The organism is Streptomyces sp. LE64 (genome assembly GCF_052606915.1).
Map to the genome: position 1 here is coordinate 3,114,978 of NZ_CP199708.1, position 23,269 is coordinate 3,138,246.

Annotated in this window: 19 protein-coding genes; 9 read left to right on the plus strand and 10 right to left on the minus strand. The window is 68.8% G+C overall.

Annotated features, from left to right (window positions below):
- The first annotated feature begins 19 nt into the window (after positions 1–19).
- The 7 genes from rnpA (at position 20) to ACSMX9_RS14165 (ending at position 5,539) form a co-directional block, all read left to right on the plus strand.
- Complete coding sequence (gene rnpA, locus ACSMX9_RS14135; protein ID WP_351243879.1) at positions 20–391, plus strand: ribonuclease P protein component; 372 nt, start codon at positions 20–22, stop codon at positions 389–391.
- Entirely contained in the window at positions 388–741 is a 354-nt protein-coding gene (yidD, locus tag ACSMX9_RS14140) for a membrane protein insertion efficiency factor YidD (RefSeq protein WP_351243881.1), read from the plus strand. The genes rnpA and yidD overlap by 4 nt, the downstream gene beginning before the upstream one ends.
- Before the next feature lie 33 nt (positions 742–774).
- On the plus strand, positions 775–1,995 hold the full coding sequence (yidC, locus tag ACSMX9_RS14145) for a membrane protein insertase YidC (protein ID WP_445402667.1): 1,221 nt from the start codon (positions 775–777) through the stop codon (positions 1,993–1,995).
- Positions 1,996–2,010: 15 nt separating this feature from the next.
- Positions 2,011–2,517, plus strand: coding sequence for a Jag family protein (locus tag ACSMX9_RS14150; protein ID WP_445402668.1), 507 nt, complete (start codon positions 2,011–2,013; stop codon positions 2,515–2,517).
- A gap of 75 nt (positions 2,518–2,592) precedes the next feature.
- Complete coding sequence (gene rsmG / locus ACSMX9_RS14155) at positions 2,593–3,309, plus strand: 16S rRNA (guanine(527)-N(7))-methyltransferase RsmG (protein WP_351243887.1); 717 nt, start codon at positions 2,593–2,595, stop codon at positions 3,307–3,309.
- 254 nt (positions 3,310–3,563) lie between these two features.
- On the plus strand, positions 3,564–4,559 hold the full coding sequence (locus tag ACSMX9_RS14160; protein WP_445402669.1) for a ParA family protein: 996 nt from the start codon (positions 3,564–3,566) through the stop codon (positions 4,557–4,559).
- Positions 4,556–5,539 (plus strand): ParB/RepB/Spo0J family partition protein, encoded by a 984-nt coding sequence (locus ACSMX9_RS14165; protein ID WP_445402670.1) that lies wholly within the window; start codon positions 4,556–4,558, stop codon positions 5,537–5,539. Before ACSMX9_RS14160 ends, ACSMX9_RS14165 begins: the two co-directional genes overlap by 4 nt.
- A gap of 60 nt (positions 5,540–5,599) precedes the next feature.
- On the opposite strand, the gene trxA is transcribed toward ACSMX9_RS14165, so the two are convergent.
- The 7 genes from trxA to ACSMX9_RS14200 all read right to left on the minus strand — a co-directional run bounded on the left by trxA (position 5,600) and on the right by ACSMX9_RS14200 (position 15,018).
- Entirely contained in the window at positions 5,600–5,935 is a 336-nt protein-coding gene (gene trxA / locus ACSMX9_RS14170) for a thioredoxin (RefSeq protein ID WP_445402671.1), read from the minus strand.
- A 32-nt stretch (positions 5,936–5,967) separates the two neighbouring features.
- Complete coding sequence (trxB, locus tag ACSMX9_RS14175) at positions 5,968–6,930, minus strand: thioredoxin-disulfide reductase (RefSeq protein ID WP_351243895.1); 963 nt, start codon at positions 6,928–6,930, stop codon at positions 5,968–5,970.
- Positions 6,931–7,035: 105 nt separating this feature from the next.
- On the minus strand, positions 7,036–7,806 hold the full coding sequence (locus ACSMX9_RS14180; protein WP_445402672.1) for a hypothetical protein: 771 nt from the start codon (positions 7,804–7,806) through the stop codon (positions 7,036–7,038).
- Positions 7,803–8,477, minus strand: a complete 675-nt coding sequence (gene sigM / locus ACSMX9_RS14185; RefSeq protein WP_351243899.1) for an RNA polymerase sigma factor SigM — start codon at positions 8,475–8,477, stop codon at positions 7,803–7,805. The genes ACSMX9_RS14180 and sigM overlap by 4 nt, the downstream gene beginning before the upstream one ends.
- Positions 8,478–8,503: 26 nt before the next feature.
- The gene (locus ACSMX9_RS14190; protein ID WP_445402673.1) at positions 8,504–10,216 is read right to left on the minus strand and encodes a protein kinase family protein; all 1,713 of its coding nucleotides are present in this window, start codon (positions 10,214–10,216) and stop codon (positions 8,504–8,506) included.
- 117 nt (positions 10,217–10,333) lie between these two features.
- Positions 10,334–12,580: a murein biosynthesis integral membrane protein MurJ gene (murJ, locus tag ACSMX9_RS14195; protein WP_445402674.1), complete on the minus strand. Its 2,247-nt coding sequence runs from the start codon at positions 12,578–12,580 to the stop codon at positions 10,334–10,336.
- Positions 12,581–12,627: 47 nt separating this feature from the next.
- Positions 12,628–15,018: a DUF6049 family protein gene (locus ACSMX9_RS14200; protein WP_445402675.1), complete on the minus strand. Its 2,391-nt coding sequence runs from the start codon at positions 15,016–15,018 to the stop codon at positions 12,628–12,630.
- Positions 15,019–15,272: 254 nt separating this feature from the next.
- Here ACSMX9_RS14200 and ACSMX9_RS14205 point away from each other — a divergent pair, with 254 nt between their 5' ends.
- Positions 15,273–16,745 (plus strand): CCA tRNA nucleotidyltransferase, encoded by a 1,473-nt coding sequence (locus tag ACSMX9_RS14205; RefSeq protein WP_445402676.1) that lies wholly within the window; start codon positions 15,273–15,275, stop codon positions 16,743–16,745.
- Between the two features lie 52 nt (positions 16,746–16,797).
- Here ACSMX9_RS14205 and ACSMX9_RS14210 read toward each other — a convergent pair whose 3' ends face one another.
- The 3 genes from ACSMX9_RS14210 to ACSMX9_RS14220 form a co-directional block, all read right to left on the minus strand.
- Positions 16,798–18,060, minus strand: a complete 1,263-nt coding sequence (locus ACSMX9_RS14210; protein ID WP_445402677.1) for an MFS transporter — start codon at positions 18,058–18,060, stop codon at positions 16,798–16,800.
- Positions 18,061–18,196: 136 nt separating this feature from the next.
- Entirely contained in the window at positions 18,197–19,279 is a 1,083-nt protein-coding gene (locus tag ACSMX9_RS14215) for an inositol-3-phosphate synthase (RefSeq protein WP_445402678.1), read from the minus strand.
- 44 nt (positions 19,280–19,323) lie between these two features.
- On the minus strand, positions 19,324–20,031 hold the full coding sequence (locus tag ACSMX9_RS14220) for a PadR family transcriptional regulator (protein ID WP_351243912.1): 708 nt from the start codon (positions 20,029–20,031) through the stop codon (positions 19,324–19,326).
- Between the two features lie 393 nt (positions 20,032–20,424).
- Here ACSMX9_RS14220 and ACSMX9_RS14225 point away from each other — a divergent pair, with 393 nt between their 5' ends.
- On the plus strand, positions 20,425–23,259 hold the full coding sequence (locus ACSMX9_RS14225) for a transglycosylase domain-containing protein (protein ID WP_445402679.1): 2,835 nt from the start codon (positions 20,425–20,427) through the stop codon (positions 23,257–23,259).
- The last annotated feature ends 10 nt before the right edge of the window (positions 23,260–23,269 follow it).

Here is a 23,269-nt window from a genome sequence, read left to right on the forward strand (position 1 = left end):
CCAGTCAGGTCATGACGTCGTGCTGCCTTCCGAGCATCGGCTGAGGCGGCGCGAGGACTTCGCGACCGCGGTACGTCGAGGACGCCGGGCCGGCCGCCCCTTCCTCGTCGTCCACCTACGCAGCGGTGCCACCGACCCGCACGCGCCCGGGGAGAGCGTCTCCCCGCCGCGTGCGGGTTTCGTCGTGAGCAAAGCCGTCGGCGGCGCGGTCGTGCGCAACACCGTGAAGCGACGGCTCCGCCACCTGATGCGCGACCGCATCGACCGGCTGCCCCCCGGTAGCCTGGTGGTCGTGCGCGCATTGCCCGGCGCGGGCGACGCCGATCCCGCGCACCTGGCCCGAGACCTCGATGCCGCACTCCAGCGGCTCCTGGGAGGCGGTACGCGATGAAGTACCCGCTGCTGGCTCTGATCAAGCTGTACCAGTGGACCATCAGTCCGTTGCTCGGACCGGTCTGCAAGTACTACCCGTCGTGTTCCCACTACGGCTACCAGGCCATCGACCGGCACGGAGCGATCAAGGGCACGGCACTGACCGCCTGGCGGATTCTGCGGTGCAATCCGTGGTCGCTCGGCGGAGTCGACCATGTTCCGCCGCGCAAGCGTCCGCGGTGGCACGAAATGCTGCGCGACGCCTGGCGCGGACGCAAGGGCGGGAACGCCGCCCTCGGCGCCGTCGGGGATGACCACGCCCCCGTGAGCCCGGCCGCCGAGACCCCGTCCCATGCTCAAGGAGCCTGATTAGTGGATGACATCGTCAGTTCGATCGCAGGTTTGTTCAGCTTCATCACCACGCCTGTCTCCTGGGTGATCGTCCAGTTCCACAAGCTGTTCGGCGCGATCTTCGGTCCCGACACGGGCTGGGCCTGGGGTCTGTCGATCATGTGCCTGGTGATCCTCATCCGGATCTGCCTGATCCCGCTCTTCGTGAAGCAGATCAAGGCGACGCGGGCCATGCAGACGCTCCAGCCCGAGATGAAGAAGATCCAGGAGCGCTACAAGAACGACAAGCAGCGTCAGTCCGAAGAGATGATGAAGCTGTACAAGGAGTCGGGCACCAACCCGCTCTCCTCGTGCCTTCCCATCCTGGCGCAGTCGCCGTTCTTCTTCGCCCTGTACCACGTGCTCAGCAGCATCGCGTCGAACAAGACCGTCGGCGTCATCGACCAGTCGCTGCTGGAGAGCGCGCAGAAGGCGCACATCTTCGGCGCCCCGCTGGCCGCGAAGTTCATGGACAGCGCGGAGAAGGTGCAGAGCCTCGACTCCACGCTGCTGAACGTGCGTGTCGTCACCGCGATCATGATCATCCTGATGTCGCTGTCGCAGTTCTACACGCAGCGCCAGCTGATGACCAAGAACGTCGACACCACGGTGAAGACGCCCTTCATGCAGCAGCAGAAGATGCTGATGTACGTCTTCCCGGTCATCTTCGCCGTCTTCGGTGTCAACTTCCCGGTCGGTGTCCTCGTCTACTGGCTGACCACCAACGTGTGGACCATGGGCCAGCAGATGTACGTGATCCGGCAGAACCCCACCCCGGGCAGCAAGGCGCAGGGCGTGTACCTGGAGCGCCTGCTGAAGCAGGTCACGAACAAGAAGAAGATCGGCAACCGGCGGGACCGCGCGGCAGTGAAGATCATCGTGGCGAAGGGGCGCGACCGCAACGAGAACGAGCGCCGCTTCATCAACGGTCTCTCCAAGGTCGGCCTTGCCGCCCAGCCGGACGGTGCCGTGATGGTCAGCGATGTGGTGACCACCGAGGCGGAGGAAGGCCCCACCGGTACCGGTCGGCGTCAGCAGCCGAAGCGGCAGTCGAAGTCCCAGCGGCAGTCTCGACACCCGGACCAGTCGGGCGCCCCGGAGCCCTCCGAGGACGAGGCGAAGCCCACCAAGCCCAAGCCCGCCGGCGGCCAGCCCGGCTCCGGTACCCGCAGCAGGGCCAAGAGTGGCCAGCGCAAGGGTCCGCACCGTCCATCGCACCCCTCCAAGAAGTAAGAAGGAGTCCATTCCGTGACGGAAGGCACCATCTCCGCCGCCGCTGAAGGCGACACCCTCACCCGCCTTGAGCAGGAGGGTGAGATCGCAGCGGACTACCTCGAGGGTCTGCTGGACATCGCTGATCTGGACGGCGACATCGACATGGACGTCGAGGCCGACCGCGCCGCGGTGTCGATCATCAGCGAGGGCGGTCGTGATCTCCAGAAGCTCGTCGGCCGCGAGGGCGAGGTCCTGGAGGCCCTTCAGGAACTGACCCGGCTCGCAGTGCACCGGGAGACCGGCGACCGTAGCCGACTGATGCTCGACATCGCTGGATACCGCGCGAAGAAGCGCACGGAACTGTCGGAACTGGGCGCCCAGGCCGCGGCGGACGTGAAGAACACCGGCGAGGCGGTCAAGCTCAAGCCGATGACTCCCTTCGAGCGCAAGGTCGTCCACGACGCGGTCAAGGCCGCCGGTCTGCGGAGCGAGTCCGAGGGCGAGGAGCCGCAGCGCTTCGTCGTCGTGCTCCCGGCCTGATCGAGACCCCCCGGCCCCGTCTGTGTACAGACGGGGCCGGTCTGTCAGTTCCCAACGGTAGGAAGGACGGTCCCCGTGACGGACACAGCGGAACTCCCGCCGGCGCCCGAGCAGGCCCGTGAGGTGTTCGGCGATCGTTTCCACGACGCCGTCCGGTACGCCGAGTTGCTGGCCGAGGCAGGAGTTCGACGCGGACTCATCGGTCCGCGCGAGGTGCCCCGACTCTGGGAACGACACCTGCTGAACTGCGCGGTCCTCTCCGAGGTGGTGCCGAAGGGCGTCACCGTCTGCGACGTGGGTTCCGGTGCCGGCCTGCCGGGCATTCCGCTGGCCCTGGTCCGCCCGGATCTGAAGATCACCTTGCTGGAGCCCCTGCTGCGCCGCACCAACTTCCTGAACGAGGTGGTGGAGCTGCTGGGCCTGGACCACGTGACCGTGGTGCGCGGTCGGGCCGAAGAGGTCCTCGGCAAGCTGACCCCGGTTCATGTGGTGACGGCACGTGCGGTGGCCCCGTTGGACCGCCTGGCTGCCTGGGGGGTGCCGCTGCTCCGTCCCTACGGGGAGATGCTGCTCCTGAAGGGCGACACCGCGGAGTCCGAGGTCAAGAACGCCGGCGCGGCACTCAGCAAGCTCGGTGCCGAGCGGACCTCCGTCCTCCACGTCGGTGAAGGCGTCGTGGATCCCCTCTCGACGGTGGTGCGGGTCGAGGTCGGGGAAAGCCCCGGCGGAGTCCGTTTCGCGGCGAAGCGCGCGAAGGCCGCCCGGACCAGCCGTACCCGCCGGCGACGCTGACGCTCCTACTCCACACAAGCTGCGGAGGCCCACGCACCGGAGTGTCGCCGTGGTAGGGGACCGGTTGGCTCGGCATGGTGTTTCACGTGAAACGTCGCTCACTGCTGCACGGGATCATTGGCCGCGGCCGGGCTGCGGCCGAACCTCGCGACCGGAGACTCGGCTCCCTGACCCCGACGGGGGGGACGGAGTTTTCCACAGAGACGGATTTCTCCACAGAAGCACGGGCCTCGCTGGTTCCTCACCCCGATGGCATGGCAGGCTCTCTTCATTGCGAGCCTGAAGTCGAGGAGAGTGACGTGCGGTCCGACGCCAACATCGCGGGACCGATGACCGATCCGGTCCCCGGTCCCCGCACCGCGGAAGAGGATGTTTCACGTGAAACACCGCCGGGGGTGGCCGGGGAGGTGCTGCCACGACCGGAGCAGACCCGTGTGATGGTGGTGGCCAACCAGAAGGGCGGTGTGGGGAAGACCACGACCACGGTGAATCTCGCTGCCTCGCTGGCCCTGCACGGCAACCGTGTTCTGGTGATCGACCTCGACCCCCAGGGCAATGCCTCCACCGCCCTCGGCATCGACCACCACGCCGACGTCCCGTCCATCTACGACGTGCTGGTGGAGAGCAGGCCCCTCTCCGAGGTGGTGCAGCCCGTACCCGATGTGGAGGGACTGTTCTGTGCACCCGCCACGATTGACCTTGCTGGCGCGGAGATCGAACTGGTCTCCTTGGTGGCCCGGGAAAGCCGCTTGCAGCGGGCCATCCAGGCATATGAGCAACCTCTTGACTACGTCTTGATCGACTGCCCGCCCTCTCTCGGCCTCCTGACCGTGAATGCACTGGTGGCCGGAGCCGAGGTGCTGATCCCCATCCAGTGTGAGTACTACGCCTTGGAGGGCCTGGGGCAGCTCCTGCGGAACGTTGACCTCGTCCGGGGGCATCTGAACCCCGCACTGCATGTCTCGACGATCTTGCTCACCATGTACGACGGCCGAACCAGGCTCGCCTCCCAGGTGGCCGAGGAAGTCCGGACGCACTTCGGTGAAGAGGTGCTGCGGACGAGCATCCCCCGATCCGTACGGATCTCGGAGGCACCGAGCTACGGGCAGACCGTGCTGACCTACGACCCGGGGTCCAGCGGCGCGCTCTCCTACCTGGAGGCCGCGCGGGAAATCGCACTCCGGGGAGCCGGGGCGGACGGACCGGGTCACCAGAACAAGCAGCAGAACATGGCGGAGGGGATTCAATGAGTGAACGACGTAGGGGGCTGGGCCGTGGACTCGGCGCCCTGATCCCGGCGGCCCCGACGCCAGGGAAGATCATCCCTGCCGCCCAGGGAGGCGGCGCGCCGGTCCTGCCGGCCGGGCGCCCGCGCCCGGCCGAGAACACCGTGCACTTCGCCGAACTTCCCCTGGACTCGATCAGTCCCAACCCTCGTCAACCCCGTGAGGTCTTCGATGAGGTGGCCCTTGCTGAGTTGGTGACCTCCATCAAGGAGGTCGGCCTCCTCCAGCCCGTGGTGGTCCGGCAGGTGGGCGCGGGACGCTATGAGCTGATCATGGGCGAGCGGCGTCTTCGGGCCTGCAAGGAAGCCGGCCTGGAGCGCATCCCCGCCATCGTTCGGGCCACCGAGGACGAGAAGCTCCTCCTGGACGCCCTGCTGGAGAACCTGCACCGGGCACAGCTGAATCCCCTGGAGGAGGCAGCGGCCTACGACCAACTGCTTCGGGACTTCAACTGCACCCATGACCAGCTGGCCGATCGCATCGGCCGGTCCCGGCCTCAGGTCTCCAACACCCTGCGCCTGCTGAGGCTTTCCCCGCAGGTCCAACGCCGTGTCGCGGCAGGTGTGCTCTCCGCAGGGCATGCACGGGCCCTGCTGTCGGTCGAGGACTCTGAGGAACAGGACCGGCTCGCCCTCCGCATCGTGGCGGAGGGCCTCTCGGTCCGAGCGGTCGAGGAGATCGTGACCCTGATGGGGACCGGTCCGCATTCCGCTCCCCGGCCCAAGGGGCCTCGGGCCGGGGGACGGGTCTCCCCCGCGCTCAGCGATCTCGCCACCCGTCTCTCCGACCGGTTCGAGACCCGGGTGAAGGTCGATCTCGGGCAGAAGAAGGGCAAGATCGTCGTCGAGTTCGCCTCGATGGAGGACCTGGAGCGCATCCTCGGCACCCTGGCGCCAGGCGAGGGCCCGGTGCTCCCCGCACCGGCGGAGGACGCGGAGAGCTGAACCTCCGCCGGTGCGGGACGCGTGAAACGAGCGGTGCACACCGCTCGTTTCACGCGTCCGTCAGACGGACGAGATGAACTCCTCCAGGTCGCGCACGATGGCGGCCTTCGGCTTGGCGCCGACGATGGTCTTGGCGACCACGCCGCGCTGGTAGACGTTCAGCGTGGGGATCGACATCACCCCGTACTTGGCGGCAGTAGCCGGGTTCTCGTCGATGTTGAGCTTGACGACCTCGATCTGCTCTCCGTACTCCTGCGCGATCGCCTCAAGCGAGGGCGCGATCTGACGGCACGGACCGCACCAAGCGGCCCAGAAGTCGACCAGAACGGGCTTGTCGCTCTTGAGGACGTCTTCGTCGAAGGAAGCGTCCGTCACATTCTTGAGTGTGCCGGCCACAGGGGGCTCCTGTTCTGTGAAGGGAAAGAGGATCAGACCGCGACAGCGGCGGCAGCCTCGGCATCGGCCAGAGCGGCGAGGTAGCGCTCGGCATCCAGGGCAGCGGAGCAGCCGGTGCCGGCAGCGGTGATCGCCTGGCGGTACGTGTGGTCGACGACATCGCCGGCGCCGAACACGCCCGTCTGGTTGGTACGGGTCGAGGGAGACTCCACCTTCAGGTACCCCTCGTCGTCAAGTTCGAGCTGTCCCTTGAACAGCTCCGTCCGGGGATCGTGACCGATGGCGATGAAGAGGCCGGTCACGGGCAGTTCGGACTCCTCACCCGACTTGAGGTTCCGCAGGGTGAGGCCGGAGAGCTTCGGGTCGCCGTGGATGGCCGCGACCTCGCTGTCCCAGATGAACTTGATCTTCGGGTCGGCGAATGCCCGTTCCTGCATCGCCTTCGAAGCACGCAGCGAGTCCCGCCGGTGCACGATCGTCACGGACTTGGCGAAGCGGGAGAGGAAGGTGGCCTCCTCCATGGCCGTGTCACCACCGCCGATGACGGCAATGTCCTGGTCCTTGAAGAAGAACCCGTCACAGGTGGCGCACCAGGAGACGCCCCGTCCGGACAGGGCGTCCTCGTTCGGCAGTCCGAGCTTGCGGTGCTGGGAGCCCGTCGTGACGATGACGGCCTTGGCGCGGTGCACGGTGCCGGCGGTGTCCGTCACGGTCTTGATCTCGCCCGTGAGGTCGACCTTGACGATGTCGTCCGGGACGAGCTCGGCGCCGAAACGCTCGGCCTGGGCGCGCATGCCCTCCATGAGGGCCGGCCCCATGATGCCGTCCTGGAAGCCGGGGAAGTTCTCGACCTCGGTGGTGTTCATCAGTGCACCGCCGGCAGTCACGGCGCCCTCGAAGACCAACGGCTTCAGGGACGCGCGCGCGGTGTAGAGCGCTGCCGTGTACCCGGCAGGACCGGAGCCGATGATGATCACGTTTCGGACGTCGCTCACGGCTTCATTCCCTCGTCTCTGGAGATCCGTGTGGAAGCTGGAGGGCTCCCACACCACCCAACGGATACTACGGGGCGGGCATTCCCCCGCGTTCTCGTGCCGCGGTCATCGGGGATAGGAGCGGGTGAAGAGGAGTTCACCCGGTCCGTCACAGGACGCGTCCACCACATAGGCGGAGACCCGGGAGCTGTCGGAGGCATGGGGCAGCACGACCAGATACACGGCCTGGCTCCGGTAGGTGCCCTCCTGGACCGCGAGCACCGGATCGGTGCGGCCGATGGCGTCCTGGACGCAAGCGGGTACAGGAGTGTCCGAGTAGAGGCCCGCGGTTCCGCCGAGGGGCGCGCGGAGCGGTGACGGTTCGCCGGCGCCCGTCTCTGCCGGTGTCAGGAGTTCCGCGACCTGGCGGGGGAGGGTCTCCTCCGAGAAGGTGGTGCGGGCGATCTCGGGACGGGGGTCTGCACCACCGTCCCATGCCAGGAGTGCTCCGATGCCGAGGAGGACGGTGAGGGCAGCGCCGATGAGGGCCGCCCGCCGGGATCGTCGCCTCCGCCCGGGTCGTTCCCCACGCCGGGCGGGGCGGGCTCCGTGTGTTTCACGTGAAACACACGGAGGGGTGCCGCCTGGGAGACCGGTCTCGGCAGCCAGGGCGTGGTCTATCCGCGAGACCACGTCCGCGGGCATGGACGCGGGTTGGTCGGCGTCACCCAGCAGGAGCCGGATCTCCTCCAGCGAGCGACAGATCTCCGCGCATTCCTGGCAGGTGTCCAGATGGAGACGCAGGTCCGTGGCCCGGTCGGCCGGCAGCAGGCCCTCGGTGAGGTCCGAGACCTCCTCGACGGAGGGATGTTCCTTCGGGTCGGTGCTCGTCGTCATGCTCTCCCACCTCCGCCCTTCACCGCAGGGGAATCCGTTGCGTCCGGCGTACGCGCTGCGGGTGGGACGGAGGTCCGGGGCGACTGGTTCCCCGGCTGCGGGGTGCGGAGGTGGGAGAGCAAGGGGAGGAGCTTGGCCCTGCCCCGGGAACAGCGGCTCTTCACCGTTCCGGGAGGAACCTCCAACACCCGCGCCGCCTCGGTGACGGAGTACCCCTGCATGTCGACCAGGACGAGGGCGGCTCGTTGGTCCGGGGGAAGGGTGTCCAGCGCGGCGGCCAGCTGCCGCTGGAGGTCGCCGCGTTCGGCCGGGGCATCGGCCGGCTCGTGCGGTTCGAGGAGGTGTTCCAGGCGCTCGGTGTCATCCACGGGCGAGGTCCTCCGGGACGTCGCCTTGCGCACCCGGTCCAAGCAGGCGTTCACCGTGATGCGGTGCAACCAGGTCGTGACGGCTGCCTGACCACGGAAGGCACCCGCGGCGCGATAGGCCGAGATCAGCGCGTCCTGCACGGCATCCGCGGCCTCTTCCCGGTCCCCCAAGGTGCGCAGGGCCACCGCCCAGAGACGGTCCCGGTGCCGCCGTACCAGTTCACCGAAGGCGTTCGGGTCTCCGTCGACATGGCGGGCGAGGAGGTCCTGGTCCTCCACCCCGTTGTACGCGGCGTCGGCCACGGTCGAACCACCCTCCCCGGAACTGCTCAGCCAGTGAACTTCACATCCGTGATGGCCTGCTTGTAACCCGATTCTCGGTACTGCTCCCCCGTGGCGTAGGGCAGTTCGGTCAGCCAGAGGAGGACATAGCGCGTCTTGGCGGGCTTCTCGACGTTGACCTTGAGTTCCCGCCCCGTGGTGCTGGCCGCGGCGAGCTTCTTCATCGAGCTGAGCGGAGCCGAGGAGGAGAGGGACCCAGCAGCGTACAGGCTGGCCGTGGTCCGGTCCCCGCCGTAGTTCAATTCGACCGTCGCGGAGGCCAGCGACTTCTCCGAACCCAGGTCGTAGACGATCCCGACGCCCTGCTTGTAGGGGGCGAGCGGCGGACCGTCCTTGAAGGTGTAGGTGCGCCAGTGCGTCGCCGCGTTGCCGTCGTGGGTCAGTCCGACGTCCTGGGCGCGCTGCGGGTTGCCGTCCGGGTAGTACTCGGCGGCCCCCTGGACGGACAGCGGCTTCGGCTTCTTCTCGGCGTTCTTCTTGTTCGTCGTGACCGTCTCGGTGTCGCGGGGCTCGGCGCCCTTGTCCTGTTCCATCAGGGCATCGGCGAGCTGCCAGCTCCCGAGCCCGAGAGCCGTGATCAGCAGGGCGGACACGGTCCACTTCAGGGCCCTGCCGGTGCGGCTCTGCAAGGGGGGCGGAGGTACGGGCACGGTCGCTCCGGCACCACCGCGGGGCCGACCGTACGAGCCCGGGTGGTAACCCGTCCGCTGGTAGTCCGGTGGCGCCGTGAACAGGGGCTCCGGCGGGCGGACGCGGGGCATCGCCCCCACGGCCTCGACCAGGTCGTCCGGCGTGGTGCAGGGCGGCTCCTGGCGGGAGGCGGTGGCGCCCTCGTTGACCAGGGCCCGCATGGCGAGCTCCGCGAGTCCCCGGTGGACCCCCGCCCGCACCTGGTCGGGAGCGATCAGCCCGACGCCCTTGGGCAGTCCGTGGAGGCCGTGCGCATCGTCCGGATAGGGCCAGCGTTGAGTGAGCGAGGCGTACAGCAGCGCACCGATCGCCTCGGTGTCGGTGCGCTGCGGGGTGGGCGAGACGATGCCGCGCAGCGCGGCGTTCACCGCGAGCCCGCGGATGCGCCACTGGCCCGTGGAGGTCCTGAGCACCGCGCTCGGGGTCAGCCGCAGATGGGACAACCCCTCCCGGTGGGCGGCGGCCATGGCGTGGGAGATCTGGGACACCATCTGGTAGGCGTCGTGGGCCTCCAGGGTTCCGGCGGCGAGCAGGGCGGTCAACTCGGTGGCATCGGGCAGCCACTCGTGGACGACGTAGACGAGGTCGTTCTCCTCGACCGCGTCCAGCACCTGGACGAACCGGGGATCGCCCAACAGGGCGGCGGAGCGGGCAGCGGCGAGGACGGCGCGTGCCCGGGCGTGGTCGGCGGGGAGCACGTGCACCCCGACGGCCCGACGGAGCTTCTCGTCCACGGCCCGCCAGCTGCTGAACCCGTCCAGACGGGTGACGCACTCTTCGAGACGGTAGCGCCGGGCCAACTTGTGCCCGCTGTGGAGTTCCGGCGGAGTGGTCCGCTCGGACCCGCTCGCCGTGTCGCCGTTCTCCGCGTCCGTGTCCGTGGTGTTCTGCTCCCCGGTCTCGCCGGTACTGGCCACCCCGTCGGCCGTGGTCTGCTCCGCCTTGGCGGTCAGCGGCTCGTCACCGCTGTTGTCTGCCACGTCGACGGCAGCCGTGCTCCGTTCCGCCACCGTCGTTCCCGCCTCCCCACTCCTTGCGCGCTGTCGACGCCCACGCCAATTGTGCCCACAGTCCGGTGCTATGCACGACACGCGGTGGTCGCCGATGGTTGTGCGCCTGCCCCGTTCTCAGCGTCCCAGACGTCCCCGCACCATGCCGACCATCGAGTTGAGCTCCTCGATGCGCATCCTGCGGGCCGCGGCGTAGAACACCGCCAGCAGGGCGATCCCCCCGCCGATCAGGGCCAGGGCCGATCCGAGCACTCCCTGGCCGAGGGCCCGGGTGATGAGGTAGCCGACCGCACCGCCGACGAGGGCGGCGGGAACCGACGCCATGGACAGTCGGGCGTAGGTCCGCACCACCTGGGCGCCGTCCAGGTCACCGCCCAGCCGGACCCGCAGCCGCCGCCAGGCCACCCCCACGCCCACCGCATAGGCGAGACCGTAGGAGGCGGCCATGCCGACGACGGCCCAACGCGCGGGCAGGACGACGTAGCAGACCGCGGACGCGGCGGCGTTCACCGCGGCGACGATCACCGTGTTGTAGAAGGGCGTCCGGGTGTCCTCGTAGGCGTAGAAGCCCCGGAGGACCACGTACTGCACCGAGAAGGGGATCAGCCCCAGGCCGAACGCCATCAGGATGTAGCCCATCGACTGGGCGGAGGTCAGCCCGGTGGAGGCGAACAGCAGGGTGCACATGGGCACGCCGAGCGCGACGAACATGAACGCCACCGGCACGATCGCGACCGCCGAGGTGCGCAGACCGCTGGAGAGGTCGTCGCGGACGGCGCCCGGATCGTCGTCGTGGGCGGCGCGGGAGATCCGGGGCAGCAGCGCCGCCATCACGGAGACGGTGATGATGGCCTGGGGCATGCCCCAGATCAGCTGGGCGTTGGAGTACGCCAGGATGCCCGCACCGTCCTGTTCCGCGGCCTTCCCCGCCGCGGTGGCCAACTGGGTGACGATCAGCACGCCTGCCTGGTTGGCGAGGACGAAGAGGACGGTCCACTTGGCGAGCTTCACCGCCTTGCCGAGTCCCTGGCCCTTCCAGTCGAACCGGGGGCGGAACCGGAAACCGGCCTCACGCAGGTACGGAATCATCGCCAGGGACTGGACCACCAGTCCGAGGAGGGTGCCGATGCCGAGCAGCCGGATGCCCTCGTCCGGGATGGTCTCGACCTTCAGGCCGGACTCGGCGGCGCTGCCGTAGACCCAGATGAAGAGGCCGAAGGTGGCGATCATGACGATGTTGTTCAGGACCGGGGTCCACATCATCGCGCCGAACCTGCCGCGTGCGTTCAGGATCTGACCCATCACCACGTGCACGCCCATGAAGAAGATCGTGGGCAGGCAGTAGCGGGCGAAGGCGACGGCCACGCTGTTCGCGGCCTCGTCGTCGGCGATCGAGTCCGACATCAGTTGGACCAGGAACGGAGCGGCGACCACGGAGAGGGCGACGATGAACCCCAGCACCACCATGACCAGGGTCAGGAGGCGGTTGGCGTACGCCTCGCCGCCGTCCTCGTCCTCCTTCATGGCACGGACGAGTTGCGGGACGAACACCGAGTTGAGCCCGCCGCCGATGCTGAGGATGTAGATCATCGTGGGCAGCGTGTAGGCGACGGTGAACGCGTCGCCGAGGAGCGCCGCACCGAGCGCCGCGGTGATGACGACCGTGCGGACGAAGCCGGTGAGCCGGGACACGATGGTGCCCGACGCCATCAGCGCACTGGACTTCAGCACGCTGGAGCCACGGCTCCTGCGGGCCGGCGGGGCTGCGGGCTCGGGCGCCGGAGCGGGCACCACGGGAACCGGCTCGGCCGGCGGCGGGAACGGTGGTGCCGCGGGCGCCGTCGGCGGCGCGCCCTCGTAGCCCGGACGGACACTCCCGCCCGCCTGCTGCTGGTCGCGGAAGAGATGGGCGAAGGCGTCCGGCTCGTGCCGGACGCCCGCCTGGCTGACGAGGTCGTCCACCCCCACGAACTGCGTCGTGCGGGCGTCGTCCCCGTACGGGAGGTGCTGGGTGGGGCCCTCCGGTTCGGGGGCCGGGGGCTGGGCCCACAGCCGGGGGTCCGGAGCGTACTGGGCGGTCGGCGGGGCGTAGAGCTGCTGGGGGTCGGGGTAGGTGCCCGGCGGGGGCGGGGGGTGCGCGGCGCGGTCGTACAGGGCCTCGGTCACGGGGTCCTGGGCGGAGAGGTCCTGGTTCCGGTAGGGATCCTGGGCGTAGGCGTCCTGGACGTACATGTCGGCGGCGGGCTGCTGCGGGTACGCGTGCGGATCGTGGGGTGGCATCCCGGGCTCCCCGGTGGGGGCGGACGGGTCGTGGGGGTCACCACCCGCACCCTGCCCGCGGTCACCGTCGTACGGCGCGTTCATGCTCTACCCCACCTCATCGTCCCCGGCCCCACGGGCCACGACATCGCTCAACGGTCCACTCTCTCACCCGGGCCGGACGGGTCGGTGCTTTCCGCAGCGGTGTCCGGCGCGGGGTCACTCGGCTGCTCGGGTTCCCCGGCCCCCGGACCCGGGCAGGGAGCGTCGTCCCCGGTCGACGCCCGCGGGTTCGTTGCCGGTTCCGTGCCCTCATCGGCGTCGCCCGGGGTCGCGCTGGCCTGCTCCGCCTCCCGACGAGCGGCACGCTTGCGCTGGTGGTACATGCGGAACCCGGCGAGCACCAGCAACAACAGACCGCCCGCGATGACCAGCATCACCGTGGGCGTCACCTCGTTGACCTGCACGCGGAACCGCATGGTCTCGCCGTACTGGGTGCCGTCGGCGGTGAAGAGCTGCGCCTCGACGTCGACGATGCCGTTGGCGTTGGCGTTGGTGTCGAACTTCAGGGTCTGGACGCGTTCGCCGGCCAGCTTCACGGACTGCTCGTCGTACCCCTCGTCACCGATCTTGAGGCGCTTCGGCTTGGTGGAGGTGAGCCGCAGACGGAGGTTGTCCACGCCCTGGACCAGGTTGTTCTTCACCGTGACGGGAATGGTGGCACTGCGTCCGGAGAGCTGGGCGTCGGACTTGTCGATCAGCTGGACGCTGCGCATCAGGGTGATCAGGTGCTCCTCCACCCCGTCGCGGAAGGTGTTCCCCTCCGCGGTCCGGCCGCGCCAGGAGGTCGACATGCCGCGGTGGATCGCCAGCCCGAAGGGCGTCACCACGCGGTGGGGCGCGGTCAGGATCGTGCTGAAGTCGTCGAGCTTGCGTTGCGTGCGCTGGATCTGCTGGAACGCCGTGATGTTCAGTTCCTGCTTGCGCAGCCGCTCGGAGTAGGCGCGTGCGGACGGCACGCGCGTGGTCGCACCGGGATCCGGCTCGGCCTTGGCCGCCGCCGTCAGTTCCTGCAACTCGGTCCAGCGGCCCGCCTGGAGCGTCTGGATCGCCTTGGCCATGGCCTGCGCCTGGCTGCCCGAGGGCATGCGCTGCGGGGCGACCACGATGCTGCGCGGCTCCCCGGGGTCCTGGAGCGAGATCATCAGGCTGTGCGCCAGGAACTCCTGCACGGCCAGTGCGGAGTCCTCCGCCCGGAGGAGATCGCCCCGGAACACCTTGGAGAGCCGGGCGTCGGCCACCACGGCGGTGGTGCCGTCCCCGATGGGACGGGCCGCGCTCGGGGTGTACGGGAGGTTTCCGGTCTCGCTGAGGGAGTCGCTCCGGGCGATGACCGTGTCGGCGCCGGCGGAGGTGGCGACGTCGATCACCGAAGGATCCACGGCTCCCTCGGCCGGCCAGGCGAAGTTGGTGACCGGCTTGACGTGCAGGGTCGTCTCCACGGTCAGGGCCGCCACGTCGGTGGCGCTCTTCAGGTGGCTGAGCGAACCGGAGACGTTCTTGCCCCGGTGCGCGAGGGAGGCGAGGTCGGGATCGGCGAACGGGAGGGCCACCACCGTTTCACCGCGGACGGCTTCCTGGAGGTCGGTGAGCCACCGGCCGGCCACGGCCCGGTTCTTCCCGGCGATCGTGCGGTCCCCGTCCTTGATCCGGTAGCCCTCGGCCATCGCGGCGACGGAGGCCAAGAGGTCCGGATCGATCACCCACGTCACGTCCAGGGAGCTACCGAGGTCCAGCATCTGCTGGAGCCGGCCGCCCGGCCCGATCTCCTTGGCGAGGCCGTCGTCCTCGAAGACCCGGGTCTGCTGGTCGTTCGAGCTGGTCTCGGCGGTGAGATGGGTGGTCGAGATCAACGGCCACAGGAACGCCGTCTTGGTCTTGGCGTCGAAGTCCTCCGGCTGCCACGGCAGGAACGCCCGCTCGATGCCGAGCACCTGGCCGTAGGACTGGGAGGCACTCCCGGTCAGCGCTATCCCGAGCTGGTACACCGCGTCGGTGCCGAGATCCAGTTCCTTCACGGGCACCGAGATGCTGAAGTCCCGGGTGCGTCCGGGCCCCAGCTCGTCGATCTCCTGCACGTACTTCCCGCCCACCGGGGTGCCGTCCACGCCCGGTACGTGTGCGGTACGCCGTTCGGCGGCGTCCAGGGCGCTACGGGTCCGGAGGGGCTGCCCCACCAGGAGGTCGACCCGGCCGTCCCTGATCGTCTGCTTGCCCGTGTTGGTCAGGGTGCCGCGGACGGTCAGGGTGTCGTCCTCGTCCGGGGCCGTGGGCGTGAGGGCGTCCACGGAGACGTCGACCACGCCCTTGGTGCGGTCCACCGCTTGCGGGGCCCGGGCTTCCGGAGCCGCCGCCGCCCCGGAAGCCAGGGGAAGGGTCGCTGTGGCGAGGAGGGGTAGGGAGAGGAAGAGGGCTCCGGTGCGCCGCAGCCAGCGGCGGGCAGGTGAGGGACTGGTCCCCATGAAGTCTGCCGCCTCGGCCACGCGCTCGCCCGTCCCTCGTCGTCGTCAGTGGTCGTCCAGAAGTGCGTCCACGCATGGTAACGATGCAGGCTGCCCGCAAGTGCCACGGTCCACGACGGATCACCAAGAGGATGCGGGTGCGGAGCGACTCGATCAGCATTTCCCCGGATGAATGCACGGAAGTCCGGAGATGGCGCACCCCCCATGCAGGGTACGGGGCCGCTGCCGGTGATCGAGAGGGATTCCCGGTGCCGGGGCACGTACCCTTTTCTGTTGTGCCGAACGCCAAAGAAGACAACCTCAGCGCCCTGAGCCAGGCGCAGCGCCGTGCCGTCAGTGAGCTGCTCCGGGTCTCCCCCGTCGCCGATGAGCTGGCCCGCAGATTCCAGCAGGCGGGGTACTCCCTCGCCCTGGTCGGCGGGTCGGTCCGCGATGCGCTGCTCGGACGCCTCGGCAACGATCTCGACTTCACCACGGATGCCCGCCCCGCGGAGGTGCTGAAGATCGTGCGCCCCTGGGCGGACTCCGTCTGGGAGGTCGGGATCGCCTTCGGCACGGTCGGCTGCCAGAAGGACGCCCGGGTGGAGGACTCCGCCCCTGCCCAGCGGTTCCAGATCGAGATCACGACCTACCGTTCCGAGGCGTACGACCGTACCTCGCGCAAGCCCGAGGTGTCCTACGGCGACTCCATCCAGGACGACCTGGTGCGTCGTGACTTCACGGTGAATGCGATGGCCGTCGCCTTGCCGGCGAAGGAGTTCATCGACCCCTACGGAGGGCTGGAGGACCTGGCCGCCCGAGTGCTCCGGACGCCGGCCGCTCCCGAGGACTCCTTCTCGGACGATCCCCTCCGCATGATGCGGGCGGCCCGGTTCGCGGCACAGCTGGACTTCGAGGTCGCCCCGGAGGTCATCGAGGCGATGACCGCGATGGCGGACCGCATCGGCATCGTCTCGGCGGAACGCGTCCGGGACGAGCTGAACAAGCTCCTCCTCTCCGCTCACCCCCGGGTGGGGCTGAGCCTGCTGGTAGAGACGGGGCTCGCCGAGAAGGTGCTTCCCGAGCTTCCCGCGCTGCGCTTGGAGCGGGACGAGCACCACCGGCACAAGGACGTGTACGAGCACACCCTGATCGTGCTGGAGCAGGCGATGGCCCTGGAGCAGCAGCCGGACCTCATCCTGCGCATCGCCGCTCTGCTGCACGACATCGGCAAGCCGCGGACGCGACGCTTCGAATCCGATGGTCGGGTCTCCTTCCACCACCACGAAGTGGTCGGGGCGAAGATGACCAAGAAGCGCCTCACCGCCCTCAAGTACCCCAATGACGTGGTCAAGGACGTCTCTCGGCTGGTGGAACTGCACCTGCGCTTCCACGGCTACGGAACGGGTGAGTGGACGGACTCCGCCGTGCGCCGCTATGTCCGCGACGCCGGCCCGTTGCTGGAGCGGCTGCACAAGCTGACCCGCTCGGACTGCACCACGCGGAACAAGCGGAAGGCGTCTGCTCTCTCCCGTGCGTATGACGGGCTGGAGCACCGCATCGAGCGTCTTCAGGAGCAGGAGGAGCTGGACGCCATCCGTCCCGATCTCGATGGGAACGAGATCATGGAGATCCTCGGAGTGGGGCCTGGACCGGTGATCGGCCGTGCGTACTCCCATCTGCTGGAGCTCAGGTTGGAGCACGGCCCCATGGAGCGGGACTCGGCGGTGACCGCACTGAAGGAGTGGTGGACGAACCAGTCGGACTGAGCGGCCCTCCGGTCGTGTTTCACGTGAAACACGACCGGGGTCGGGCGGTGTTTCACGTGAAACACCGCCCACGTCCTCGGGTCAGGAGGAGGGCAACCAGCGCGTACAGCGCCGCCACGAGCACGACCAAGAGGACGGAGCGTCCGTCCGGCGGGAGGACCAGGGCTGCCACCCCGGCAGCCCCGACGAAGGCGATGTTGAACAGCACGTCGTACACCGAGAAGATCCGTCCTCGGAACGCATCGTCCACCGCACGCTGCACCACGGTGTCCGTCGCGATCTTGGCTCCCTGTGTGGTGAGGCCGATGGCGAAGGCTCCGATCAGGACCGACGTGGGTGTGAAGGGCAGGATCGAGACGGGCGTGAGGACCGCAGCGGCTCCCGCGCACACCGTGATCCAGCCGAAGGGACCGATCCTCCCCGCCATCCAGGGCGTGATCAGGGCTGCGACGAAGAATCCGGCACCGGAGACGCCCACCGCGAGTCCCAAGAGGGCGAGGCCGTGCGCGCCGGACGGCCAGGCGTAGCGGCACAGCATCAGCACCATGACGGTCAGGGCCCCGTAGCAGAAGCGCATCACCGTCATGGCGGTCAGTGCCCAGGCAGCGCCGCGGCGTCGGTGCGCCGTGAGATGTCTGAGGCCGGCGCCCAGCTCGCGTGCGGTGCTCGTCAGCTGTGTGCTCCAGCGGAGGCGCTGCGGCTCGGGCCCGAGCGCATGCCGCCCGATGCGGAGCGAGGCCAGGGCCGCGCCCAGGTACAGCACCGCCCCGAGGAGGACCACGGCGGCGTCGGAGTCCGAGAAGACCAATCGCACGCCGAAGGCGAGACCACCGCCGGCGGTGGCGGCCACGGTGCCGGCAGTCGGGGACAAGGAGTTGGCGATCACCAACCGCTCGCCGTCCACCACCCGAGGGAGTGAGGCGGACAGCCCGGCGAGGACGAACCGGTTCACGGCGGTGACGCAGAGGGCGGAAGCGTAGAAGAGCCAGTTCGGTACGTCACTCAGGATCAGGACCGCGGTCGCCACGGCCAGCCCGGCGCGCAGCAGGCTGCCGAACAGGAACACCTGGCGGCGGGACCAACGGTCGAGGAGCACCCCCGCGAACGGTCCGACCAGGGAGTAGGGCAGCAGCAGGACCGCCATCGCCGAGGCGATGTCCGCAGCGGAGGTCTGCTTCTCGGGCGAGAAGACCACGTAGGCGGCGAGAGCCACCTGATACACGCCGTCACCACTCTGGGAGAGCAGCCGTACGGTCAGGAGGCGCCGGAACCCCGGGAAGCGCAGAAGGACTCGCAGATCCCTGACGACAGCCATGGGCCTCACCCTCACATACGCGAGGGGTCCCCGGGCATCGCCCGGGGACCCCTCGGCGGCTCCTGGAGGGTGGCGAGGGCCACCCTCTCGGGCCTCGGTGTCAGACCTCCGGTAGCCGGAGGTCCGCAACCCGGGATCAGCGCTCGACTTCACCCTTGATGAACTTCTCCACGTTCTCGCGGGCCTCGTCGTCGAAGTACTGCACCGGCGGCGACTTCATGAAGTAGCTGCTCGCGGAGAGGATGGGGCCGCCGATGCCGCGGTCCTTGGCGATCTTCGCAGCGCGGAGGGCGTCGATGATGACACCCGCGGAGTTCGGGGAGTCCCACACCTCGAGCTTGTACTCCAGGTTCAGGGGGACGTCACCGAACGCACGGCCCTCCAGGCGCACGTACGCCCACTTGCGGTCGTCGAGCCACGCGACGTAGTCGGACGGGCCGATGTGGACGTTCTTCTCGCCGAGCTCCCGGTCGGGGATCTGCGAGGTGACCGCCTGCGTCTTGGAGATCTTCTTGGACTCCAGCCGCTCCCGCTCCAGCATGTTCTTGAAGTCCATGTTGCCGCCGACGTTCAGCTGCATCGTGCGGTCCAGGACGACGCCCCGGTCCTCGAACAGCTTCGCCATCACACGGTGCGTGATGGTCGCGCCGACCTGCGACTTGATGTCGTCGCCCACGATCGGAACACCGGCCTCGGTGAACTTGTCGGCCCACTCCTTCGTGCCGGCGATGAAGACCGGGAGGGCGTTCACGAAGCCGACCTTGGCGTCGATGGCGCACTGGGCGTAGAACTTCGCCGCGGCCTCGGAACCGACCGGCAGGTAGCAGACCAGCACGTCGACCTGGCGGTCCTTGAGGACCTGGACGACGTCGACGGGGGCCTCGGCGGACTCCTCGATGGTCTCGCGGTAGTACTTGCCGAGACCGTCGAGGGTGTGGCCGCGCTGGACGGTCACGCCGCTGGACGGGACGTCGCAGATCTTGATGGTGTTGTTCTCGCTGGCACCGATGGCGTCCGCGAGGTCGAGGCCCACCTTCTTGGCGTCGACGTCGAAGGCCGCGACGAACTCCACGTCACGGACGTGGTAGTCGCCGAACTGCACGTGCATGAGGCCCGGCACCTTGGACGCCGGGTCGGCGTCCTTGTAGTACTCGACGCCCTGCACCAGCGAGGCGGCGCAGTTGCCCACGCCGACGATGGCTACGCGAACCGAACCCATTCCGGTTGCTCCCTGTGTGTACTCGGAGAAGTCCTGAGCGGACTTCACATGGCGGTGTCGTCGGACGGGTCCGGCCGGGAGTCCCCATGCCGGGGCAGGCCGCCCGCTTTCCCTGAGGTGTCCTGCTGAGCCGTCTCGTGTCGGGCGGGGTCCCCGCCGGGGGCCGGGGCGGGCGGCTGCTGCCGCTGCTCCCGTCCGGCCCGCTCGCTCTCGATCAGCTCGTTCAGCCAGCGCACTTCCCGTTCCACGGACTCCATGCCGTGGCGCTGAAGTTCGAGGGTGTAGTCGTCGAGGCGTTCCCGGGTCCTCGCCAGAGAGGCGCGCATCTTCTCGAGACGCTCCTCCAACCGGCTCCGGCGCCCTTCCAGCACGCGCATGCGCACGTCCCTCGACGTCTGCCCGAAGAAGGCGAAGCGAGCAGCGAAGTGCTCGTCCTCGTATGCATCGGGACCTGTCTGGGAGAGCAGGTCCTCGAAGTGCTCCTTACCTTCCGCGGTCAGCCGGTAGACGATCTTCGCGCGGCGCCCCGCCAGTGCTGTGGCGAGGGCGTCTTCGGAGGTGCCTCCGGACTCCTCGATCAACCATCCGTTTGCGACGAGGGTCTTCAGGCAGGGATAGAGCGACCCGTAGCTGAAGGCGCGGAACACCCCCAGCGATGTATTGAGTCGTTTCCGCAGCTCGTAGCCGTGCATGGGGGCCTCGCGCAGCAGGCCGAGAACGGCGAACTCAAGGATGCCGGAACGCCGGCTCATCGTTGCCTTCCTCCTGTCGGTCCGCTGTGCCATCCGCCGGGGCCGGGCCCCTGTACGGCCTTTATGCCGAACTGATGTATCGACTCGATACATCACGACGATAGAACGGCCTTCCGCCTGCGACAAGAGGGGGCACGGTGAACGGCGTCACATCACTGATTCGTGGGAAGCAAGTTGCCTGATTTGGGGTGAACTTCAGGACTAGGCGGGTTTTGACGGTGCGTAGTCTGTGCGGCATGCAGTCCAGCGGAGCCGAGCAGCGCACTCGTGCGTGGTGGTCCTGGGTGCATTGCGGATGGGTGTCGAGCGGTGCCGCATCCGTATGTCGGGGGAACCGGGAAGACAGCCGCCGTTTTCGGGCGCGGGAGCGCCTGCCCTAGGAGTAGTCGTTCGATGAGCGAGCACCGTCGGAAACCGCCGCAGCCGCAGAGCGGCGGACGCGCCGCGGCACGACGCGGCACGTCCGGATCAACGGGGCGTCGTGCGGCCCCGCACCACACCACGGCGTCCCCTTCCGCCTCGTACGGCTCCCCGGAGGGGGGCCAGGACGCGGAAGAGCGCCCCTACGGAGGAAGGGCGGACGCCCGGCGGGCCGCGCAGCGGTCGGGGACCCGCCGCCGCAGCACGGACGGCGGCGGCCGCGGGGCCGGTGGCGGCGGCCGCAGGTCGGGCGGGGGCGGCGGACCCGGTCGCGGGCGGGGCCGCGGGGGCGGTCCGGAGAAGAAGCGCTTCATCGACTACCCGCGGTCGGACAAGTACGGCTGGCGTCGCTGGTTGCCCTCGTGGCGCCTGGTGACGGGCACCTGCCTGGGCTTCCTGGTCCTGATGATGGGGGCCGCGGGGCTGGGGTACGCCCTGGTCGACGTGCCCAACGCCAACAATGCCGCCCAAGCGGAGAGCAACGTCTTCTACTGGGCCGACGGTTCCCAGATGGCGGCCACCGGAGGCACCAAGAACCGCCAGATCGTGGGGGTCGACCAGATTCCCACCTCCATGCAGAACGCCGTCATCGCCGCGGAGAACGCCACGTTCCGCGAGGACCAGGGCGTCGACCCGATGGGCATCGGCCGGGCCATGTTCAACATGGCCACCGGCGGCGAGACCCAGGGCGGTTCGACGATCACCCAGCAGTACGTGAAGAACATGTACCTGAATCAGGAACAGACGATCAGTCGCAAGGTGCAGGAGCTCTTCATCTCGATCAAGGTCGATGCGAAGAAGAGCAAGGACGACATCCTCGCCGGGTACCTGAACACCGCCTTCTACGGGCGCAACGCGTACGGGATCCAGGCCGCGGCGCAGGCGTACTTCGGCCGGGACTCCAAGCAGCTGAGCACCGAGCAGTCCGTTTTCCTCGCCGCCCTCCTCAAGGGGCCGAACCTCTACAACCCCGACGGCGGCGTGGGCGCCGCGGCGACGCCCGAGGCCAACCGCGAGCGGGTCGAGAAGCGCTGGGCGTGGATTCTGGACCGCCAGGTCGACGTGGGCCTGATGGACGCCGCGGAGCGGGCCAAGTTCACCAAGTTCCCCAAGCTGAAGAAGCAGACCTCGACCCTCGGCGGGCAGACCGGCTACCTGGTCGACATCGCCAAGGACTACGTCGCGAAGAAGACCGGGAAGAAGCCCGAGGAACTGGAGCGCGGCGGCTACCACGTCTACACGACGTTCGACAAGAAGAAGGTCCGGCAGCTGGAGAAGGCGGTGAACGACACCCGCAAGGGCTTCCTCGACGAGAAGAAGCGCGAGAAGGACCGGCTGGTGCAGTTCGGCGCGGCCTCCGTGGACCCGGACAACGGCAAGATCGTGGCGCTGTACGGGGGCCCGGGCTACGACAAGGGCCACTACACCAACAACGCCAACACCAGCGGCGTCCCGGTCGGCTCCACCTGGAAGCCCTTCGTCCTGGCCTCGGCGATGGAGTTCGGCACCTACGCCAACGGCCGTGAGCCGCTCTCTCCGATGACCAAGTACAACGGCAACGACCTCATCGTCATCAAGGACCGCAACGGGAATCCGATCAAGGACGCCCAGGGCCGGCCCTTCCGCCAGAAGAACGAGGGCACCAAGCCCTGGGGGCAGGTCACGCTGGTCGAGGCCATGCAGGAGTCCATCAACACCCCGTTCGTCCAGCTCGGCATCGACGTGGGGCTGGCCAACACCCGCACGACGACGAAGAAGCTGGGCATCCTGGAGGAGAGCTTCGACAAGGGGAACCTGGGCAACGCCTCCTTCTCCCTGGGCACCTCGACCCCCAGCGCCATCCGGATGGCCGACTCCTACGCCACGTTCGCCAATTCCGGCAAGCAGTACGAGCCCTACTCGGTGACCAAGGTCGAGTACAAGAAGAACAACCAGACCCAGGTCCTCTCCGGATTCGAGGCGCCCACCGGGCGGAGGGCACTCTCCGAGCCCATCGCGGACACCGTCACCAAGGTCCTGGAGAACGTCGTGCAGAACGGTACGGCGGAGCGGATCAAGGACATCGGGTTCCCGGTCGCGGGGAAGACGGGCACCACGGACAAGAACAAGTCCGCCTGGTTCGTCGGCTACACCCGGGAGCTGTCCACCGCCGTCACCCTCTTCCGGACGGACCCCAAGGAGGGCGAGCTGCTCTCCATGAACGGCACCGGGGGCATGGACTCCATCCACGGCGGTGACATCCCGGCGCAGCTCTGGGAGGACTACATGGCGGAGGCCCTGAAGGACGCGGAGCACAAGCCGTTCCCCGAGCCCAGCAAGGAGGTCGGCAAGGTCTTCGATCCCTCGCCCTCCGCGACCTCCAGTGCCTCGGCCCCCGAGCCGACCAAGGAGGAGACGAAGGAGCCGAGTGCTCCGCCCACCACGAAGGAGGAGGAAGAGGAGGAGGAAGAGGAGGAGAAGCCCACTCCGCCGCCCTCCCCCGACCCGTCCTGCGACCAGTGGGACTGGGACTGCAACAACAGCTCGGCCAACAGCGTCGGCGGTGCCAACGGTGCCAACGGCAGCTCTTCGGACGGTGGGAGCACCGACGGCAGCGCTGCGAACAGCGGGGGCACCAACGCCGGCACCCCCAACGGCGGAACGACCGAAGGCGAAGCCAACGGCGGAGTCTCGACCGGCCCCGGCACCACCGGGCAGACCGGCACGACCGGCACCACCGGGCAGACCGGTGCCGGTGGAAACAACGGGACCAACGGGGGGAACACCGACGGAGGCACCGACGGCGGGTTCCTCGGAGGGTCGGGCTGATCGCTGAAGG

Coding starts and splice junctions, on each gene's coding strand:
- yidD (WP_351243881.1), top strand. CDS start 388: ATGAAGTACCCGCTGCTGGCTCTGATCAAGCTGTACCAGTGGACCATC.
- ACSMX9_RS14160 (WP_445402669.1), top strand. CDS start 3,564: ATGGCAGGCTCTCTTCATTGCGAGCCTGAAGTCGAGGAGAGTGACGTG.
- ACSMX9_RS14165 (WP_445402670.1), top strand. CDS start 4,556: ATGAGTGAACGACGTAGGGGGCTGGGCCGTGGACTCGGCGCCCTGATC.
- ACSMX9_RS14180 (WP_445402672.1), bottom strand. CDS start 7,806: ATGACGACGAGCACCGACCCGAAGGAACATCCCTCCGTCGAGGAGGTC.
- murJ (WP_445402674.1), bottom strand. CDS start 12,580: ATGAACGCGCCGTACGACGGTGACCGCGGGCAGGGTGCGGGTGGTGAC.
- ACSMX9_RS14210 (WP_445402677.1), bottom strand. CDS start 18,060: ATGGCTGTCGTCAGGGATCTGCGAGTCCTTCTGCGCTTCCCGGGGTTC.
- ACSMX9_RS14215 (WP_445402678.1), bottom strand. CDS start 19,279: ATGGGTTCGGTTCGCGTAGCCATCGTCGGCGTGGGCAACTGCGCCGCC.
- ACSMX9_RS14220 (WP_351243912.1), bottom strand. CDS start 20,031: ATGAGCCGGCGTTCCGGCATCCTTGAGTTCGCCGTTCTCGGCCTGCTG.
- ACSMX9_RS14225 (WP_445402679.1), top strand. CDS start 20,425: ATGAGCGAGCACCGTCGGAAACCGCCGCAGCCGCAGAGCGGCGGACGC.